18 protein-coding genes are annotated in these 18655 nt (G+C 37.1%); 5 read left to right on the top strand and 13 right to left on the bottom strand.

The genetic code is table 11. The features are described from left to right. Nucleotides 1-36: 36 nt before the first annotated feature. Nucleotides 37-282, bottom strand: coding sequence for a hypothetical protein (locus J7E57_RS11190; protein ID WP_215128011.1), 246 nt, complete (start codon nucleotides 280-282; stop codon nucleotides 37-39). A gap of 261 nt (nucleotides 283-543) precedes the next feature. On the opposite strand from J7E57_RS11190, the gene J7E57_RS11195 reads away from it, so the two are divergent. After that, the gene (locus J7E57_RS11195; RefSeq protein ID WP_215128013.1) at nucleotides 544-744 is read left to right on the top strand and encodes a DUF3606 domain-containing protein; all 201 of its coding nucleotides are present in this window, start codon (nucleotides 544-546) and stop codon (nucleotides 742-744) included. A 537-nt stretch (nucleotides 745-1281) separates the two neighbouring features. Here J7E57_RS11195 and J7E57_RS11200 read toward each other — a convergent pair. The 7 genes from J7E57_RS11200 to J7E57_RS11225 form a co-directional block, all read right to left on the bottom strand. After that, nucleotides 1282-1602: a hypothetical protein gene (locus tag J7E57_RS11200; protein ID WP_029276354.1), complete on the bottom strand. Its 321-nt coding sequence runs from the start codon at nucleotides 1600-1602 to the stop codon at nucleotides 1282-1284. Beyond that, on the bottom strand, nucleotides 1592-1723 hold the full coding sequence (locus tag J7E57_RS27260; protein WP_262897887.1) for a hypothetical protein: 132 nt from the start codon (nucleotides 1721-1723) through the stop codon (nucleotides 1592-1594). Before J7E57_RS27260 ends, J7E57_RS11200 begins: the two co-directional genes overlap by 11 nt. A 220-nt stretch (nucleotides 1724-1943) precedes the next feature. After that, on the bottom strand, nucleotides 1944-2525 hold the full coding sequence (locus tag J7E57_RS11205; protein WP_215128015.1) for an HPP family protein: 582 nt from the start codon (nucleotides 2523-2525) through the stop codon (nucleotides 1944-1946). Between the two features lie 120 nt (nucleotides 2526-2645). After that, a complete protein-coding gene (locus J7E57_RS11210) occupies nucleotides 2646-3509 on the bottom strand; it encodes an OmpA family protein (protein WP_215128017.1) in 864 nt (287 codons plus the stop codon). 73 nt (nucleotides 3510-3582) lie between these two features. Continuing rightward, complete coding sequence (locus J7E57_RS11215; protein ID WP_215128019.1) at nucleotides 3583-6093, bottom strand: beta-L-arabinofuranosidase domain-containing protein; 2511 nt, start codon at nucleotides 6091-6093, stop codon at nucleotides 3583-3585. A gap of 361 nt (nucleotides 6094-6454) precedes the next feature. Continuing rightward, nucleotides 6455-6847 carry a nuclear transport factor 2 family protein gene (locus J7E57_RS11220; RefSeq protein WP_215128021.1) on the bottom strand — a complete coding sequence of 131 codons (393 nt, stop codon included), beginning with the start codon at nucleotides 6845-6847 and terminating at the stop codon, nucleotides 6455-6457. Nucleotides 6848-6959: 112 nt separating this feature from the next. Beyond that, nucleotides 6960-8945 (bottom strand): sialate O-acetylesterase, encoded by a 1986-nt coding sequence (locus J7E57_RS11225; protein WP_215128023.1) that lies wholly within the window; start codon nucleotides 8943-8945, stop codon nucleotides 6960-6962. Between the two features lie 219 nt (nucleotides 8946-9164). On the opposite strand from J7E57_RS11225, the gene J7E57_RS11230 reads away from it, so the two are divergent. Together J7E57_RS11230 and J7E57_RS11235 are read left to right on the top strand one after the other, a co-directional pair. Continuing rightward, complete coding sequence (locus J7E57_RS11230; protein WP_057934255.1) at nucleotides 9165-9479, top strand: RNA recognition motif domain-containing protein; 315 nt, start codon at nucleotides 9165-9167, stop codon at nucleotides 9477-9479. Between the two features lie 290 nt (nucleotides 9480-9769). Then, nucleotides 9770-11023, top strand: a complete 1254-nt coding sequence (locus J7E57_RS11235) for a Na+/H+ antiporter (RefSeq protein ID WP_215128025.1) — start codon at nucleotides 9770-9772, stop codon at nucleotides 11021-11023. A gap of 336 nt (nucleotides 11024-11359) precedes the next feature. Here the strand turns inward: J7E57_RS11235 and J7E57_RS11240 are convergent, their stop codons facing one another. Genes J7E57_RS11240 through J7E57_RS11250 form a run of 3 tightly spaced genes read right to left on the bottom strand, consistent with a single transcriptional unit; the run spans nucleotide 11360 to nucleotide 15299 of the window. Further along, nucleotides 11360-13036, bottom strand: a complete 1677-nt coding sequence (locus tag J7E57_RS11240; RefSeq protein WP_215128027.1) for a sodium/sugar symporter — start codon at nucleotides 13034-13036, stop codon at nucleotides 11360-11362. 39 nt (nucleotides 13037-13075) lie between these two features. After that, nucleotides 13076-14227 (bottom strand): galactokinase, encoded by a 1152-nt coding sequence (locus J7E57_RS11245; protein WP_215128029.1) that lies wholly within the window; start codon nucleotides 14225-14227, stop codon nucleotides 13076-13078. A gap of 10 nt (nucleotides 14228-14237) precedes the next feature. Continuing rightward, nucleotides 14238-15299 carry a UDP-glucose--hexose-1-phosphate uridylyltransferase gene (locus J7E57_RS11250; protein ID WP_215128031.1) on the bottom strand — a complete coding sequence of 354 codons (1062 nt, stop codon included), beginning with the start codon at nucleotides 15297-15299 and terminating at the stop codon, nucleotides 14238-14240. A gap of 160 nt (nucleotides 15300-15459) precedes the next feature. Here J7E57_RS11250 and J7E57_RS11255 point away from each other — a divergent pair, with 160 nt between their 5' ends. Continuing rightward, a complete protein-coding gene (locus J7E57_RS11255) occupies nucleotides 15460-16158 on the top strand; it encodes an NUDIX hydrolase (protein ID WP_215128033.1) in 699 nt (232 codons plus the stop codon). A 24-nt stretch (nucleotides 16159-16182) separates the two neighbouring features. Here J7E57_RS11255 and J7E57_RS11260 read toward each other — a convergent pair whose 3' ends face one another. Next, nucleotides 16183-16953 (bottom strand): SDR family NAD(P)-dependent oxidoreductase, encoded by a 771-nt coding sequence (locus tag J7E57_RS11260; protein WP_215128035.1) that lies wholly within the window; start codon nucleotides 16951-16953, stop codon nucleotides 16183-16185. Between the two features lie 180 nt (nucleotides 16954-17133). On the opposite strand from J7E57_RS11260, the gene J7E57_RS11265 reads away from it, so the two are divergent. After that, nucleotides 17134-17664 carry an OmpA family protein gene (locus J7E57_RS11265; protein WP_215128037.1) on the top strand — a complete coding sequence of 177 codons (531 nt, stop codon included), beginning with the start codon at nucleotides 17134-17136 and terminating at the stop codon, nucleotides 17662-17664. A 126-nt stretch (nucleotides 17665-17790) separates the two neighbouring features. On the opposite strand, the gene J7E57_RS11270 is transcribed toward J7E57_RS11265, so the two are convergent. After that, complete coding sequence (locus J7E57_RS11270) at nucleotides 17791-18648, bottom strand: family 16 glycosylhydrolase (protein ID WP_215128039.1); 858 nt, start codon at nucleotides 18646-18648, stop codon at nucleotides 17791-17793. Nucleotides 18649-18655: the final 7 nt, after the last annotated feature.

Here is an 18655-nt window from a genome sequence, read left to right on the forward strand (position 1 = left end):
TAATGTTTAACATTAATTTGCTTTGGGCAAGTGAAACTAACCTCTTATTTCTTCCATTTCTAATTTAACATTAACCGCTACCAAACCACGTTTGTGTAATTCTATTTCAAAAATTATTTTCGAATTTATATTAATTTGATCAGATATATTATCTAATTGAAAGTGAATATCCTGGCCATTTTCGTCAATAATGATTCCGTGTCCATATTCAAAGTCAATTTGAGTAACGTCTCCCTTCCTCCTATCGCCCATTACAGAATATTTTTTATAAATAACAGACAATTATAGTCATTTTACGTATAATTAAAAATACATAAAATTATTTTTCTGCACAATTATTAATATTTCATATACCTTTTATGATTACTAAAACGAATTAATAGAACAGAATGAACGATTTTGACTTTATTTTAATTATGATTGAAATGTTATTTTTTCTTTCAAACAGCTGGTTTACAAATTGTTATTACAAATAAAAAAAACTATTTTTATTGAACCAAATCGAGCTTGTGCGTGTTATTAACTGAATTAATCATACCAATCATGAAAAATCTCATCCAAACCCCGAGCATTAAAGAAGAAATCATCTTATTATCCGAAGAAACGGATCGAAATTATTGGGCTAAGCGTTTAGGCGTGAGTTCTGAAGTTTTGAAATCTGCGGTTAGGGCAACAAGAAGCATTATGTTAAATCAAATTACAACTTATTTAAACCAGCAAAAGAAAAAAATCAGCATTTCCTGATTGTTAAATCGGTATAATTATCTGATTAGAAAATTATAGTTCATTTAGTGTATTAACGGCGACAAGTACTTCTTTGCATTTAAATGAGATGGTTTTAAATCTTTTCATGAATGCAATGGCTCTTTATATATAATATAAAGAATTACGAAATGGCAACTACAATAAAAACAGCAAGCGCTACTAAAAGGCTTACATTCTCTGTAGTCATAAAATTTATTTCAATCGAACTTATTGCGTTGTCCAAAGGACTCCTACGGAGAGCTTGTCCAAACGTTTAAGAATGCCTTCGGCAGGCTACCATTGACAGATTCAAAAGAAAGGTCGTCATTACGAGGAGGAACCACGAAGCAACCTTTCACGCTAGTAATCCTTTCCGTAAAGATTGCTTCGTCGGCTGAAAAAGCCTTCTCGCAATGACGATAATCTGAGGAGATTTAATCTCTAAAATTCTCCCGTCACTAATATTGATTTTTATACAATAAATAACCCTCAGGATGACAAATCGATACTAATGATACAGCTTCTTCTATTTTACGATTAATACTTTAATCTTCCTGTACAATAAGCCAGTAGATTAACAGATTCTTTTGAAATTTTCTTGGGATTAAGGTTATCCTTGATGTTGGTAACTGCGGTTCCAAGCTTCTCTTGCAACAGATCGAGTATTCCAATTATATTTTCTGGTACTATGGTTAAGGATAATAAGGGATAATATTTATTCTCCAGGTCCTTTTTCTGATTATTTGTCGCCAAATCTAAAGTCCATTCTTCAGTTGCAGAAAAACCATATTCGTGCCTTGTATTATTAAGTTCGTACAAAAAAACTTTTGCCTGAACTTTCGGATCGTTACTTGCCATTTTTACCTGGCTTTTTTGCAAATAGATCTATCTCGACCTTTGCCGACTTACCTTTTCCTGATTGATAATCAGACGGTGCTTTTTTATTAACACCAGCCTCTTTCTTTTTGTCTCTACTCATCTTTAAATGATTACAGTTTGATAAGACCAATCATCATTGCATAAACAATTCGGTGATTGGAATAAAAAAATACTCATCTAAAATTTAAGATTAGAGAATACCGCAATGGCACATCAGCGAGAGAAAAGCAATGTAATTAGATTATTAATTACTGACATAATCAAATATACATTTATAATAGGCTAAAATCGTCATATCAATATGGTTATCGAGATATATTTTACCTGCGATAGCGATGCCAAACCCTATACCATTTTTTATTATTAGGGTAACTGCGATGCGATGTTCTGTTGTTTATCATTATAGCGACTAACAGTAAAATACTGGCGCCAGATAAAACCGGGCACAGTACGTACAAATAGCCTAACGAATGGATTTTAGCAGACCCGATATTGGCTATTAGTGCGGTAGCCCCACCTGGGGGATGCAGTGTTTTGGTAATCTGCATCAATACAATAGATAAAGAAACCGACAAGGCAGAAGATAACCACACTTCGCCGGGAATAAGTTTATGAACGGTAACGCCTACCAATGCACAAATCACATGCCCACCGATTAAATTCCTCGGCTGTGCCAGTGGGCTGTTTATAATTCCATAAATAAGTACCGATGAGGCACCAAATGAACCGATAAGAAATAGATTATCGTTGGCGGTAAAGTATTTAGAATGGAGTAAGCCAATAATGCCAATACCTAAAAACGCTCCAATAAATGTCCAAACGTGTTCTTTAAAATCTACTAGAGTTTCTTTGTAAACAATATATTTTGCTGTGCGAAGGTGCTTTCTTATTCGTGTTCTCATAACCTGTACTGGAGCGCGTGCAAAATTAGCAAAATATACAAGGGAAAAGAGAAAGCTTTATAAATAAAAAAGGGTTGAAAAATTAATCTCAACCCTTTAAAATGATTATTATTTCTGATTTTATTTTTGAGATTGCTCAGGCGCTTTTCCGATCAGATCCATAAACTGATCTAATTTAGGTGTAATAATGATCTGTGTACGTCTGTTTTTCGCTTTCCCTCCTGCTGTTGTATTATCAGCAATTGGATTAAATTCACCACGTCCACCTGCGGTTAACCGCTTAGGATCGACAGCATATTTGGTTTGCAATACCTGAACCACTGATGAAGCACGCAAGGCACTTAAATCCCAGTTGTTTCGGATATTGGTTTGAGCGATAGGCACATTATCGGTATTACCTTCAATCAGCACATCATAAGTATCGTAATCTTTAATGATTTTGGCGATTTTGTTTAAAGTTTCTCCCGCTTTATCGGAAACTTCGTAACTACCTGATTTATACAACATGTTATCAGCTAAAGAGATATAAACTACGCCTTTAAGCACCTGTACATCAACATCTCCCAACTCTTCTTTACTTAATGATCGTGTCAAATTATTAGTCAACACCATATTAAGTGAGTCACTTTTATTTTTGGCATTTACCAGTTGTTTGATGTATTTATTCGAGCTGTTAATTTCATCAACCAGTTTCGAAATGTTAACATTGCCCTGGCTACTAGAATTTAAACATTTGTTCAAAGCATCCTGCAATGCAGTTACATTGGCTTTTTCTGAGGCAATCTGTTCTTCTAAACTTTTAACCCTGCTGGTGCTGCCACTAAGCTCGCGTTGGCTATCCTGGTATTTATTACTTAACTCCTGGTTCCTTTCTCTCAACTTGGAATAGGTATCCTGAAGTTCTGCATATTTCTTATTGCTTACACAACCAGCTGCAAGCGCAATGGCAAAGAGCATTATGGGAATTGATTTGTATAATTTCATAATCTTATTTTTATTTATTATAATAAGTTAACAAATTCCTTGCCGCAAAGTTCAATACCGGCCTGAACCGGTGTTAAAAAGCGTTAATCTTTACCGAATCGAAGCTAGCCAAAGCTTTATACGTTCTTAATCCTATACTACCAGATTGATATTGATTATCTGTTGCAGAAAGAATGGATTTTGCCGACCCGTTTATAAAAACATCAAATTTATCTCCTTTCGCCACTATCTTTAAGGTATATATTTTGTTCATTTCAACAGGATATTTTCCTGAACTTATAACGGTCCATTTTTGTCCGTTAGCTTTCCCCAACAGTACCGTTCCATTAGACTGATCCAAACCCACATAATACCCTTGGTAAGCATCGGCACCAATTGCCGGGTCAGAAACCCTGAACATTAAACCAGCATCACCGGCAGTATTGATTTTAACATTTGCCTGGTAAGTAAAATCTTTAAAATCTGTCCCATTAGCCACATATTTAGATCCATTTATACCATAACCACCAGAGCCTGAGTTTGATGCCGAATTAACCTGTCCATCTTTCCAAAACCAGCCACCTCCATAAAAAACCCAATTATTGGCCATTCCCTGATCAAAATTTTCGGCCAAAGCCTTATTTATTTTTTTTGGCTGACCGATTACAGGAAAACAGCTTAAGCGTATATTTTCAGATCCATAAGGTACCAAGGTAACTTCTTCCTGCTTTTCGGTTGAGGAAATTGGACTAAAAGGCACATCAAAAGCGGCTACTTTGTTGTATCCTAGCGTCCATGACGGAATCTTTTTTGCCTGGACCTTTAATTTAACCGGTGCATTCGCGGCAATAAAAGGATTTTCGGGCATTGTAGCGCTCACCACATTAACGTCGCTTAAATTACCTTTATTTAATACTAAACCATAGTTCCATGCCGATTCCGGATGGATTTCGTAATCCGTAAAGCCAGCAACCGCATGTGTTTTGGTTACCTTATCTGCTGCCTTAATTTCTAATGCATACACAATAGGACCACGTTCTACGCTAATGGAATTGTTTACTTGGGCCTGAGTAGTAATTTGCATCGGGAAATTCAGTTCTATTTGATCCTGATTTTTCCATTCGCGGGATATGGTAAACATTTCACCGGCTTTTACTCCTTTTAATATAGTTCCATTTAATTTAATACTTGGTTTTACACTCCACGCTGGGATTCTTAAAATCAATGGAAAGGATGTAGAAGTGGTAAGCCCCATTTTTAACCTAATCTGTTCTTCGAAGGGATAATTGGTTTCTTCGGTAATTTTTATTTTTTTATTGTTGGCTAACACAGTTTCTATTTCCATTGGGCCATAGGTAATTACTGCCAAGCCGTTCTCGGGGGTAGCCACTACACTACTTTTTACAAAATAAGGCCAGCCCATATGCATATTATAGCGGCAGCATCCATAACCTGAATAAGGACTAGAAACGATACCTGAGCTATAATCTTGATTAAAGCCATGCTCACCATGAATACTTTGAACCTGATTGGGTAATGTATAATATGAATGGTTTTTAAAATCCCTGCTAAACTGAGCAGGTAAAGCATTAAAGGCCACTTTTTCCAACTGATCGCCAATACTTACATCGTGAATAACCTTTGCCGCAGTTTCTAAACTCTGCATCCATTCTACCACAGTACAGGTTTCTACTCCTTCTATGCTGCTTGTACCCGCCAGAAATTCAGTTCCTGAACCTAAACCTTCTGGCTGACCATGGTCGTGCATAATGTGCGCTATACCTTTGGAAAGTGCTTCAAGATTAGAAGCACGATCTTGAAGTTGAGCATAAAGCACTGGGAATTTTAAGGCTTGAGCTACATTAACCATATGTTTTGGCTGAAAATCATCACCAAAAAAGTAAAACCCGTTGTTGCTATAAATATCGATCCAAGGGTATGCCTGTTGTTTTAACTTTTCTACGAGTCGTAATAAATCCTGATTGCCGGTTTTATTGTAAAGCCAAATGGCTATTTCCATATTATCGCCTGCTCTTGATTTACCCCATTCCTTTAACGGATCGCCATCAAGATTAGCCAGTTCATATTTGAAATATTTTGACAGAAAAGGAATTACCCTTTTATCATTTGTGGCCTCGTAATAGCTTTGCAAAGCATACATCATTGGCATGCGTGGCCACCAATCTTTCATTTTCGGCGGGCCAAATAATCCGTTGGCTTGTTGATTGTTCAAAGTCCAATCGATGTACTTTTGTGCTTTTGCTTTTAGCCTAGGATCATCTAAAGTATAAGCCAATGCTACCAAACCTTTAACATAATATGGTACCCGCTCCCATCCATTCCCATCGCCTCCTAGCCAATCGGAATTTTTGCCCAGATTATCTTTTTCAGGGTATAGCTCTTCTGCCATTCCCGTTGCACCATCTCTTTGCTGCTCCAATTGTTTTAACAACCATCCTTTGGCTTTAATACTCCCCATGGGCAATTGCACATAAACATGTTGTTTTAAGGGTTTTTTGTTGAATTCAGTTAAATTCTGGGCATTTAAAGTATGAATAGATAGACAGGAAACCAGAAAATAGATTGGGGTAAATATTCTTTTCATAAAAAGGATTATTGGTTAGATAATATTTCATAAAACTAATAAATATGAGCGAATATTAAAACGATTTAGTAATCTTATATTCAAACAATTCAAAAAGCAATGTTAAGTTGGTTAAAGCACACCTAAACGCTGAAAATAATAAATTGAAAGGAAAAAAAATTATACAGTTTGCAAGCCTGGAGATTTACACCAGATTGTGATATATACCTATTTTTAACTTGCCACGGTAAGCATTGGCCTTGTTCTGTCATCAAGCTTTTGGTGGAAACTGAGATTAGTTCTATATTAGATCTAGAGAGCGTTAATTTAGAATCGGGGGATAGCCATTGGTATTCCCCGTTCTTATTTTTAAGCAAACATTTTATACTGAAATGCTTGTACAGCTGGCAGAAATTACTTTCCAATCTTCTCTCACTTTACCCCAAACCCTTAACCATTGATATTTGCCGTTAAGTAGAATATTTAAATAACTTCCCTTAATAAAAAGACTTGCAGAAACAATAACAATAGATTCAAAAACACGTATTTCCCGTTTGGATACATTGATTTTGGTAATTTTGATCATGCCACTCCGGTAGACATCCAGATCCATCTCTTTATCCAACACATTCCCATACTGATCATGAAAAAGCATTCCATCAGCAAACAATAAATCGAGTATCTTCAGGTCTCTTCTTTTAAATCCATCTAATAATTTTTCTTCTAGGTCGGCAATCAGGAGAATGGTTTCCTGGTCTGATAAAATATTTGGCATAATTTCCGGTTAGCTAGTAAAAATATAAAGTAAGCCACAAAGAATAGCGTAACTTTAAATATTGCCTGCATTACACGGATTTAACCACACACATTGCACAAATTTTTATCAATTATTTCTTTGCAAAGGTAAGGCCTTCCCAGGTATCTGTTCTGAATGGTGATGCTGGCAAGCCATCATTACTAACCAGGTTACATACAGGATTATTTCCCCATGCATAACGAACCGCAACAGGATTTGCCACTTGGTCGCTACTTACGATGATCTGATTCCCCTGGATGCTTGCTTTGGCCCAATAAAATTTCTTATCTGCTCCAGCGATAGCAAAACCGGTTAGTGCTGCACCGTCTACAGCTTTTAATCCATTTTCTGTATTGCTAAAAGTTAAACGGATCTGTTTTCCTTCTACTTTATTTGATTGATAAATGGGACCAGAATAGTTTATTTTCTGACCATATGTTTTAGCCAGGGCAATTAAGGCTAACCTTCTGCCCACCTCTTGTTTGTTTTTAGGGTGAATATCTTTTGCATCACCGATATCAATAATGGTAGCCATGCCTGTATTCGGTAGCGCAAGTGTTTTTTGTTGGGCCTCTCTAAGTTCTGCCCAGGCAGATTCTACTGGAAAATGATCAATCTGCATAAAATTGGCCAGTTGAACGAAATAGAATGGAAAATCTCCCTGCCCCCATTTCTGTCGCCAATCTTTAATCATCGTTGGAAATAATTCCCGGTATTGGTAAGCTCTATCGGCATTACTTTCTCCCTGATACCAAATGGCACCTTTAATTGAAAATTGCAGGTAAGGATGAATCATCGCATTGTACAAAACGGTTGGTCTGTTAGGGCCATTTTCTTCATAGGGTTTAGCTTCAATATTTTTAAAATCTACACCCACTTTATACTTCCAGTCGCCAGCTAAAGAAATTTTCTCTGCCGTGTTGTTTGTTAAGCTCAAATCTTTGGCATCACCATATATGCCGCCGCCACCACCACTATCAAAAACCCTAACGGTAATGGTATTTTCACCTATTTTTAGCAGATTTGCAGGGATCGCATATGTTCTACCAACATTATACCCTGCCGTTTCACCCACTTTTACTCCGTTTACGAAGGTAATATCGTTATCATCAATTGTACTTAAATTAAGTTTAGCACCGTTTGTTTTCCAGTTTTCGGGGATGTTAATCTTTTTTGTAAACCATACAATGCCATCAAAATTTTTAAGGGCTGCATCTTCCCACAAAGTCGGCAAAGTCATGCTTTTCCAGTTTATAGTTTCTGCCAAAGCCCATTTTGTTTCTCCAGCCTGATAACCCGAATCTTTCTCGGTTGTCATTTTAATCCAATTCTGCAGTTTTTCTTCGTAAGAAACTGTTGAAGGATTTTTAGCTAATTTTTGGATCTTATCAACTGCGGCAGAAAAATCGGCCATTTTTTTAAGCGATTCGGCACTTGTCCAGGCTTCAGCAATTGTTCCTCCCCATGAGGTATGGATTAGGCCAATAGGGATTTTAGTTTTTTCATACACTTCGCGGGCGAAGAAATACGCTGTAGAAGAAAACTCAGCAATATATTTTGGGTTACATTCCTGCCAACCACCATTAGTCACTTTGGCGTCGTTAAGTGGAAAACTACTGGTAATATGTTCTGCCTGCAATAAACGGATATTTGGAAATTTAGCATCAGCGATTTCTTTTTCGTGGTTAAGGATTTTCCCCCACCCCGCTAAAGGCATTTCCATATTCGATTGGCCGGAGCAAATCCAAACATCCCCTATTAATACATTGTTTAGCACCAATAATTCTCCATCGGAAATGGTGATGGAAAATGGACCGCCGTAACCTGGCGTTGCCACTTTAATTTTCCAATTGCCACTGGCATCGGCAATAGCCCCATAATTAATTTTATTCCACGAAACCGTTATCTTAACCGCTTTACCAGCTGTGGCTTTACCCCAAATGGCCGCATTTGTTTTTTGCTGCAAAACCATATTGTCGCTAAATACTGACGGCAATAAAATTTTTGACTGTGCTAGTAGCGAGCTGAAGAGGAATAATGCGATAATAAGTATAGATTTTAACTTAGAGATGCTCATATTTTAACCTATTTTTTGATGATTAGAAAGCGAATGTACATTTTATGTCTGTCAACATCAATATATATGTCTGCTCTTCACAAATTTATGATAAAAATGAAGCAAAATTCATTCAATTAGTTTGGGTAAGAATATCATTTTGCTTATTTTGCAGGTCTAAAAGAACATTTCTGGATTTAAGTTTGATTTAACCGGATGTTCTCTCAAATTACTGAATTAATGGTTAAGATTTTTATAGGTGGCCTTCCTGACAATATCCAAGAGATGGATTTGGCAATATTGGTTAGCCTTCATGGTAGGGTAGAAACGATTAAAATTGTCCGCGATAGAGCTACTGGCAAGTGTAAAGGCTATGCTTTTTTAGAAATATACAGTTTACCGGATGCTAAAAATATTGTATCTACCTTGAATGGAGAAACTTTTAAAGGCAATGTAATTACGGTTAAAATATCGGAAGAAGAAAGTGGTGTTCAAGCGGCAAAGCCAAAAACCAACCAACCTTTTAAGAGTAAAAGGCCTAGGTTACAGCGCTAATTCACTCTTAATCTATATTTTTCATTCTTCCCCTGTAATTTTTTTCCGTATTATAAAACGGTATTATCTCGTTTTAGCAATGCATCCATGCTTTCTTTTTTTATTGTATCATTAAGAATTGAAGGACATTAAAGTTTTATCCTTCTAATTTAACTGCATATCGCAGTAGAATTCTAGACATTCCCTCGTTTCATCGATTAATTTATTTCGGCCATAAACTTTTTAATCCAGTTCTAAACATATATTTTGCAAGTAAGTGTTTCGACTTCTATTAAACGCGTTTTGCAGATATGGAAAATTATGCCATTGTAATATTTATTTTAGCTGTGATGATTGGCCTTTCTGCTATTGCCGATCGAATTAAGATCCCATATCCTATTTTATTGATTATAGCTGGAATAGCAGTGGGTTTTGTTCCATCTTTGCCACCAATTGATATTAACCCTGAAATTATATTTTTAATATTCCTACCACCATTGCTTTACGATGCCGCTTTTAATATCTCATTCAAGGAATTTAAAACCAATATCAATACCATATTTACATTGGCCATTACGCTGGTTTTTATCACCGCTATTGGTATTGCTGTAGTTGCCCACTATATGATTCCGGGGATGAGCTGGCCGGTATCTTTTGTATTAGGTGCAATTCTTTCTGCTACTGATGCAGTTGCTGCCATGAGTATTACCAAAGGATTAGGTTTGTCTCACAAAACAAATACCATATTGGAGGGCGAAAGCTTAGTTAACGATGCTTCTGCACTGGTAGCGTATCGTTTTGCGGTTGCTGCGGTAACAGGAACAGCCTTTGTATTTTGGAAAGCATCGCTTGAGTTTGCCCTTTTAATGGCTGGTGGATTCTTAATCGGCATGGTGATGTCGAAAATTCTCGCCTTCATTATTAAAAGAATCCATAGTAACCGTTTGGCTACCATCAGCTTTATGTTATTGATGCCTTTTGTTACTTATTTAATTGCAGAACAAGTACATGTTTCTGGTGTTATTGCAGTTGTTATTTTAGGATTGGGCATTTCGAGGTTTAGCAACAAAGTATTTCCGGAACAACTTAAAAACCAATCAAAAAACATTTGGGATATTATTATTTTTTTATTGAATGGGCTGATTTTCATTTTAATTGGGCTACAATTCCCTTATGTGTACAAAAACATTAACAGTGCCGATATTTTACCTTACATAGGTTATTCGCTGGTGATCACTATTGTTGCGCTGTTGTTAAGAATGGCCCGTGTTTTCCTACAAAAATTCAATCTTCAAAAAGCCTTTCAGAAAGGGAAACACCGCATTACTGAGGGTGCATTGCTTGATTTCAAGAACAGTTTGATCATCAGCTGGTCGGGCATGAGGGGTATTGTTTCGTTGGCCATTGCCATTGGATTACCAGCTACTTTATCGGATGGAAGCACATTTCCGCAACGTAATGCTATTATATTTATATCTGTTGTAGTGGTATTGTTTACCTTAATCGGACAAGGGCTCACCTTGCCATGGCTGGTGAAGAAACTGGCGACTGAAGAGGATAAATAACTGGTTATTGGCGTAAATTATAAAGCACCATTAATTTCAACTTGTTTTACAGGAAAGATGCTGATCCCGAAACTTCGGGACAGCATGACGATTACAAGAAAGAGAGCTGTCTTCCTGAACTTGTTTCAGGATCTTTTAGAATGGTTAGTTTTATCATTAACGAATTAAGGTTTAAATTTAAATGCGAGCGTCTTCCTGAACTTGTTTCAGGATCTTTTAGAATGGTTAGTTTTATCATTAAGGAATTATTTAAATTTATAAGTAAGCGGATATTTTAAACGAAAAAAGGGATAAAATCTAATGACTTTATCCCTTTCCTATTTTACACACTACCGTTTACCAATATACACTATAAAGTGCAACCAATAATCCGATGATGATTAAAGCCCCTACTGCAAAACTGGTAGAGGTTTTGAACATTTTAGCATCGATAGCCAGTCCTTTAGCTTCTGCCTTAACTTTGTTGCTCGCTAAACTGATGATCACCATACCAAGGATACAGAATACAAATACAAAGCCCATACGATCTAAAAATGGAATTTCGTAAACACCCGTTGCATTTTTAACAGAGAAACCCATTCCTGATAACCATGAAAGATCGGTAAGTTTAGGTAAGAATTTAAGTAAAATTGACAGACCGAAACCACCAATGGTAGCGAATAGTGCCGCACTTGAAGTTGTTCTTTTCCAAAAGAAACCTAAAATAAACATGGCAAAAATACCTGGAGAAACAAAACCTGTATACTCCTGGATATATTGGAAACCACCTTTTTTATCGATCCCTAAATGTGGTGCAATTAATACACCAAGAATCATCGCTACAATAATCGAAATCTTACCCGTTGTTACCAAATTTTTCTCCGTAGCATCGGTCTTTAATACTTTCTTGTAAATATCCAGTGTAAAAATAGTTGCAATACTATTTGCTTTACCAGCCAAAGAGGCTACCACTGCAGCGGTTAATGCTGCGAACGAAAGTCCTTTTAATCCGGCGGGCAGTAAATTCAGTAATACCGGATATGCACGGTCTGGGTTTACTGATCCATCTTGTAGCATTTCCGCTTGAAAGGCACCATCTTTATATAAAACATAAGCTGCAATACCTGGTAACACGACAATAATTGGCATTAATAATTTTAAGAATGCAGCAAAAAGAATACCTCCGCGGGCAGTCTCCAGGTTAGCACCCAAAGCACGTTGAGTAATGTATTGGTTACAGCCCCAATAATTTAAATTCACAATCCACATACCGCCTACAAGGACGCTTAAGCCAGGTAAATCGATATAATTTTCGTTATCTGGCTTTAAAATCATGTGAAAATGTTCAGAAGCCTTTGAAGTCATTAAACTATAGCCTTCAAAAACACCTGTCGTTCCATAATGGGTAGAAACTAAGTTTAAAGCCAAATAGGTAGTCGCCAAACCACCCAGAATTAAGAAAAATACCTGAATAACGTCGGTATATCCAATAACTTTCATTCCACCCAGCGTAATAATAATGGCAAAACCCGCAATGGCATACATACAGAAACTTAAATCGAAACCAGAAATACTGCTTACTGCTAAAGCACCTAAGTAAAGGATCGAGGTTAAGTTAACTACAACATAAAGTAATAACCAGAAAACAGCCATTATCATGGCTACCGTTCCGTTATAACGCTGATGTAGGAATTGCGGCATTGTAGCAATTTTGTTTTTCAGGTAAACAGGAATAAAGAATACCGCAACAACCACTAAGGTTAATGCGCCCATCCATTCGTAGGTTGCAATGGCCAATCCCATTTTAAAGCCTGATCCGCTCATACCGATAAACTGCTCTGCAGAAATATTAGATGCAATTAACGATGCGCCGATTGCCCACCAGGTTAAAGAGCCTTCAGCAAGAAAATAATCTTTAGAACCTGTAGATTCTGACTTTTTCTTGTTATAAATGTAGAGCCCATAAGCGGCCACAATAACGAAGTAAATTGCAAATACAATGTAATCCTTCGTGTCTAGTAAATTATTTTTCATTGATTTATTTTGGTTAGTATACCTTTGGTTATTTAAATTTTAGCTGTATAAGCTGGTTCCGTTATCAGTTTGAACAGTGTAGGAACCAAGCTTGAGTCCGAACTGTAGTAAGTATTTTGAAGATAACGCCTCAATTAAATCAGCAATTTTTTCTTCTTTAACAATATTGATGGTACAACCACCAAAACCACCACCCATCATCCTGGCACCTAACACATAATCAAGAGGTTTAACCGCATCAACCAGGAAATCTAATTCTTTACAGCTCACTTCGTAATCTTTGCTTAAACCTTCATGCGTTTCGAACATCAGTTTACCCAAACCTTGCAGGTTACCATTTTCCAGTTGCTCCGCAGCGGTTAATAAACGGCCGATTTCTTTCACTACAAAACTACATTTGGTGTAAACTTCCAGATCTTTTGGTTTAACATGGGTTTCTAACATGGCTAAATCTACATCACGAAGCGTACTTACATTTGGATAATGCTCCTTTACCCAGGCAACACCTTGTTCGCACTGTGATCTTCTTTTGTTGTAGGCAGAATCGGCAAGTGCGTGTTTTACATTCGTATTTAAAAGCAAAAGTTTATATCCATCTAATTTTAATGGGATATAAATGTGTTTCATCGATCTGCAATCGAGCATAATGGCCTGGTCTTTCTTGCCAAATACAGAGGCAAACTGATCCATAATTCCACAGTTAACACCAGCAAAAGTCTGTTCTGCCTTTTGTGCAATCAATGCGATATCCATTTTCGGAACGGAAAGCGAAAAAAGTTGATCGAGCGCGAAGCCGGTAGCACATTCTACAGCAGCAGACGACGATAAACCAGCACCCAAAGGCACGTCACCATCGATATAAAAATTAAAGCCACCCAACTGATGGCCTCTTTCTTTTAACTGATCGGCAACGCCTAAAATGTAATTGGCCCAACTGTTCTCTGATTTTTTCAGGCTTTTAATCGATGAAATATCAAATTGCTGATAACTTTCTGAAAATAAATGTATTTCATCATCTTCTCTTTTTGATATGGCTACATAAATGGCTTTATCAATGGCAGCAGGCATTACAAAGCCGCCGTTATAATCGGTATGCTCGCCAATGATATTGATTCTTCCAGGCGAACGCACTAAAATAGGCTCAGCGTTGAAAAGTTTTTTAAATGTATTTTTTAAATCCTGTGCATTCATTATTTAATATTTAGTCTTCAGTTTTGTTGATTTTATAGTGGATTACAGACATCTCTTTTAAACGGTTAGCGGCAAATTCAGGGGTAATATCGCGTTGAGGGTTAGCTAGCATTTCGTAACCGACCATAAACTTTTTAACTGACGCCGAGCGCAACAATGGTGGATAAAAATGCATGTGCCAGTGCCATTCAGGGTAATAGCCATTGTTTACTGGTGCCTGATGCATGCCTGCAGAATATGGGAAGGAGGTTTCGAACAGGTTATCATATTTGGTTGTTAATACCTTAATGGCTTCAGCTAACGATTTTTTCTCAGTTTCTGTAAACAATTTAATGCTATTTACATGGCGTTTACTGATAATCATGGTTTCGTAAGGCCAAACTGCCCAAAAAGGTACAAGTGCCACAAAATGATCGTTTTCGAATACTATACGCTCTTTTTTCTTTTGCTCCAGTTTTAAGTAATCGCCAAGCAAACTTCTTCTGTGAATAGCATAGAAGGTTTTCTGACGTTCGGTTTCTTTGGCAATTTCTAATGGAATATCGCTCTGCGACCAAATCTGACCATGTGGGTGTGGATTACTACAGCCCATTATTTCGCCTTTGTTTTCAAAAATCTGAATGTATTTGATCCAATCATTTTCGGCAAGGCTATTAAATTCATTTTGCCAAACATTTACCACAGCAGTTATGGCTTCGACACTCATTTCGGGAAGTGTGAGGTTGTGTTTCGGGCTAAAACTGATCACCCGGCAAAGTCCCTTCTGATTATTGGCTACCAATAAATCATCTTCGTTCATATTACCTGCAGGCGTATCTTCAAGCAACGCAGCAAAATCATTGTTAAAAACAAAACTTTCGGTATATTCTGGATTGCTATCGCCATCTGCCCTGCCATTACCAGGACATAAGTAACACTTAGGGTCATATTCCGGACGGTTATCTGGTGTTACATCTTCAACCTTACCCTGCCAGGGCCTTTTAGTACGGTGCGGAGAAACTAAAACCCATTCGCCAGTTAATATATTTAACCTGGTGTGCGGATTACTATCGAGTTCGAATGTTTGGTTCATTTTATATTTTCAATTGGTTAGAGAAAAGAAGCATTGAGCTTAACCCATCTAAGCCGCCAAATTATAAAATTATTATTAATTGTCAAAACGACAATTAATAATAATTTTTATTTTCGTGAAAATTTGAACATATTAAGCCCTTTAAAATCTCAGATAAAAAATGATTGAATATTCTAGGCAGCCACATTACCTGGTTGCTGTTGATTGCATAGTGTTTGGGTTTGACGGTGAACACCTTAAAATTCTATTGGTTAAACGGGGTTTAGAACCCGAAATAAACAAATGGAGTTTAATGGGTGGTTTTGTGGGTGCAAATGAAAGTCCAGACGATGCAGCAAACAGGGTACTCAAAAAAATGACAGGTTTGGAAGGTGTTTACCTGGAGCAGATGCAGATTTATGGAGAACCTGACCGCGACCCAATTGAAAGAACACTTTCTGTTGGATATTTTGCCCTTATTGATATCCATAAATATGAGGCACAGTTAAATGACGATTACGAGGCAGAATGGTTTTTGATCAACGATAGGCCAAAACTTATTTTTGATCATAACCAAATGGTTGCCGATGCCCGAAAAAAATTAAGATACAAGGCTGCCCTCCATCCTATTTTATTTGAAATGCTCCCTAAAAAATTCACCATCCCACAATTGCACATACTTTTTGAGGAAGTAAACGATACTAAAATCGATACCAGGAATTTCAGCCGTAAAATTACTTCAACCGGACTATTGATTAAGCTAGCTGAAAAAGATAGAACAGGTTCTAAAAAAGGAGCGTTCTATTTTAAATTAGATAAAAAGAAATACCATGCTAATTCGCAGGCGTTCTTAAATTTAATGCCAAATTTAAAGGTTTAAATTAAATTTCTTTACACGATTAGCCTATTGTTCTTCATAATGATAGGTTAATCCTCCATCTACAAAATAAGTTGATCCGGTTACATAAGCGGCATCATCAGAAGCGAGGAAAGCCACTATTGCTGCCACATCTTCTACCTTACCCATTCGTTTTAAGGGGATATTTTGAAGTACTTTTTCCAGCTGTTCTTTATTGTTCAACAAATCTTGATTAATCGGTGTTGAAACAGCTCCGGGCGCTACATTGTTAATCCTGATATTAAATTGGGCTAATTCTGAAGCGAGATTTCTGGTTAACATCTTTAAGCCTCCTTTACTCGCACAGTACGCAGCAAAATGTGGAAATGCGATTTCTTCGTGTACAGAACTCATATTGATTACGGTTCCGGCTATCTTACTTTTTCTACAGTAATTTACAAACGATTGGATGCTAAAAAAAACACCTTTTAAATTTGTATTCATGATCAGGTCGTAATCTTCTTCAGTAACATCCCAAAAGCTGGCTTTTTTTTCTACGCCCGCATTATTTACTAAAATATCTAAATGGCCAAATGCTGCTACGGCATCGGTTATCAATTTAGCGGCTTCTTTGGCTTTACTTAAATCGGCCTCCAAAAAAGTTGCTTTCCTACCCATGTCTTGTATTTCTGCGATAAGTTTTTCGCCCCTTTCATCAAATTTATGGCCATTTAAAATAATATCACAGCCATCTTTGGCCAACCTTAAGGCACATGCAGCGCCAATTCCCTGACTGCTTCCGGTAATTAAAGCGATTTTGTTTTCAAAACGTTCCATAGTAAAATGTTATAATACATAAAGGGAATTGATGTGAATATGTTTGAGTAAAACTGAAGTTAAATTAGACGGATTAACACATTAAATATAACTTCTTCAAAAAAACACCGTTATAGCTGTAATCATTTATTAGTATGTTTGGGCAACAAACACACAGTAAACTTAAATTAATCTTAAAACATGAACATTACCAAAAACCTTTTATTTACTACGCTCCTCGCTTTGTTTACCCTTACAATGTACTCTTGTAAAACAAAAAAACTGGTAGCAAAACCAGCTCCAACACCTGTTGAAAAGCCAGCACCACCAGTAGAAGAAAAAAAACCAGCGCCTGCCCCAGAGAAAGAAGAAGCTCCGGCTCCAGTTGAAAAACCTAACTTTAACTTAGACAATATCCAGTTTGAGTTTAATTCGTTTGTACTTAAAACATCATCATTCGCTATCCTAGATAAAGCAGTGGCGGAAATGAAAAAGTCGCCTACCACCAAATTTGTACTTAACGGACATTCATCTGCTGAGGGTACACCCGATCACAATATGCAACTCTCTATCGACCGTGCAAATGCCGTAAAATCGTACTTTATAAACGCAGGTTTAAACGGCAGCAATTTTACTGTTGTTGGTCATGGCGAAAAAGAACCGATCAACTCGAACGATAGTGAAGAAGGTAGAATGGTGAACAGAAGAACTGAAATAAAAGTTCAACATTAATTCTTAGAAATATAATGGAAAGCGCCATGGTTTAATTTCCATGGCGCTTTTTATTTAGAACGCAGTCATCATCCTGAACTTGTTTCAGCCCTTCGACTACGCTCAGGGTGACAGTTTCAAAGGCATCTATTTCTGATACACCCTAACATAATCGACTTCCATCCTATTGGGAAATTTAGTATCATTTAACGATCCACCGTTCATACCGCCCATTGCCAGATCAAACAAGATGTAATGTTGTTGTTTAAAAGGATGAAAATCTGAGCCGTCATCGTTTTTAAGATCGGTTAACAGCGTTTTGTTCAAAAGCATTCCATCTACAAATAAACTAATGGCTTCGCTATCCCAGTCCATGCGCCATATATGAAATTCAGCTGCCCATTTTTTTCCGCCCAATTCGGCTACGGGTTTTGTGTTACTAAACCATTTCGCCTTTTTATCGGGCGCTAAACTTGCGATATTGGCCAATAATTTTCCCCGGTAGTATTCCATAATATCGATTTCACCGTTTGCAGGCCAGCGGCCTTTTATGCCCAGTGTCCAAAATGCTGGCCAAAGCCCATCTGAAATGTCGATCTTTCCTCTCATTTCGAACCGACCGTACCGCCAGCTTTGTAAACCTTTAGTAATGATACAGGCTGAAGTATATTCTATATTTTTTGTTTTTTTACGCCATTCGTTGCTTCCTTCTGCATATAGCGGATTAGGTTTTACTTCTTTTCGCGCTTCGATAATCAACTTGCCATCTTTGCAGAAAGCATTTTCGGGCTGATACCATTGTAGCTCTTCGTTACGGACAAAACCTTTCTCATAATCCCAATTGGCTGGATCGGGAGTACCATTTTTGTTAAATTCATCATTCCAAATTAGCTTATAGCCTTCCTTAACATAAGTATTTGGAAAATTGCGATCCTTGTTGATAGCGCAGGATTGGATTAAAATAATTATCCATACAATAAGGGTGAATGGGATTCTATTTGGCATAAGGATT

The organism is Pedobacter sp. ISL-64, assembly GCF_018613605.1.
In the GTDB taxonomy this organism is placed as follows: Bacteria; Bacteroidota; Bacteroidia; order Sphingobacteriales; family Sphingobacteriaceae; genus Pedobacter.

Bases quoted from the DNA above. Each gene is read 5' to 3' on its own strand.
- J7E57_RS11195 (WP_215128013.1), top strand. From the start codon at position 544: ATGAAAAATCTCATCCAAACCCCGAGCATTAAAGAAGAAATCATCTTA.
- J7E57_RS11200 (WP_029276354.1), bottom strand. From the start codon at position 1,602: ATGGCAAGTAACGATCCGAAAGTTCAGGCAAAAGTTTTTTTGTACGAA.
- J7E57_RS27260 (WP_262897887.1), bottom strand. From the start codon at position 1,723: ATGAGTAGAGACAAAAAGAAAGAGGCTGGTGTTAATAAAAAAGCACCG.
- J7E57_RS11205 (WP_215128015.1), bottom strand. From the start codon at position 2,525: ATGAGAACACGAATAAGAAAGCACCTTCGCACAGCAAAATATATTGTT.
- J7E57_RS11210 (WP_215128017.1), bottom strand. From the start codon at position 3,509: ATGAAATTATACAAATCAATTCCCATAATGCTCTTTGCCATTGCGCTT.
- J7E57_RS11215 (WP_215128019.1), bottom strand. From the start codon at position 6,093: ATGAAAAGAATATTTACCCCAATCTATTTTCTGGTTTCCTGTCTATCT.
- J7E57_RS11220 (WP_215128021.1), bottom strand. From the start codon at position 6,847: ATGCCAAATATTTTATCAGACCAGGAAACCATTCTCCTGATTGCCGAC.
- J7E57_RS11225 (WP_215128023.1), bottom strand. From the start codon at position 8,945: ATGAGCATCTCTAAGTTAAAATCTATACTTATTATCGCATTATTCCTC.
- J7E57_RS11230 (WP_057934255.1), top strand. From the start codon at position 9,165: ATGGTTAAGATTTTTATAGGTGGCCTTCCTGACAATATCCAAGAGATG.
- J7E57_RS11235 (WP_215128025.1), top strand. From the start codon at position 9,770: ATGGAAAATTATGCCATTGTAATATTTATTTTAGCTGTGATGATTGGC.
- J7E57_RS11240 (WP_215128027.1), bottom strand. From the start codon at position 13,036: ATGAAAAATAATTTACTAGACACGAAGGATTACATTGTATTTGCAATT.
- J7E57_RS11245 (WP_215128029.1), bottom strand. From the start codon at position 14,227: ATGAATGCACAGGATTTAAAAAATACATTTAAAAAACTTTTCAACGCT.
- J7E57_RS11250 (WP_215128031.1), bottom strand. From the start codon at position 15,299: ATGAACCAAACATTCGAACTCGATAGTAATCCGCACACCAGGTTAAAT.
- J7E57_RS11255 (WP_215128033.1), top strand. From the start codon at position 15,460: ATGATTGAATATTCTAGGCAGCCACATTACCTGGTTGCTGTTGATTGC.
- J7E57_RS11260 (WP_215128035.1), bottom strand. From the start codon at position 16,953: ATGGAACGTTTTGAAAACAAAATCGCTTTAATTACCGGAAGCAGTCAG.
- J7E57_RS11265 (WP_215128037.1), top strand. From the start codon at position 17,134: ATGAACATTACCAAAAACCTTTTATTTACTACGCTCCTCGCTTTGTTT.
- J7E57_RS11270 (WP_215128039.1), bottom strand. From the start codon at position 18,648: ATGCCAAATAGAATCCCATTCACCCTTATTGTATGGATAATTATTTTA.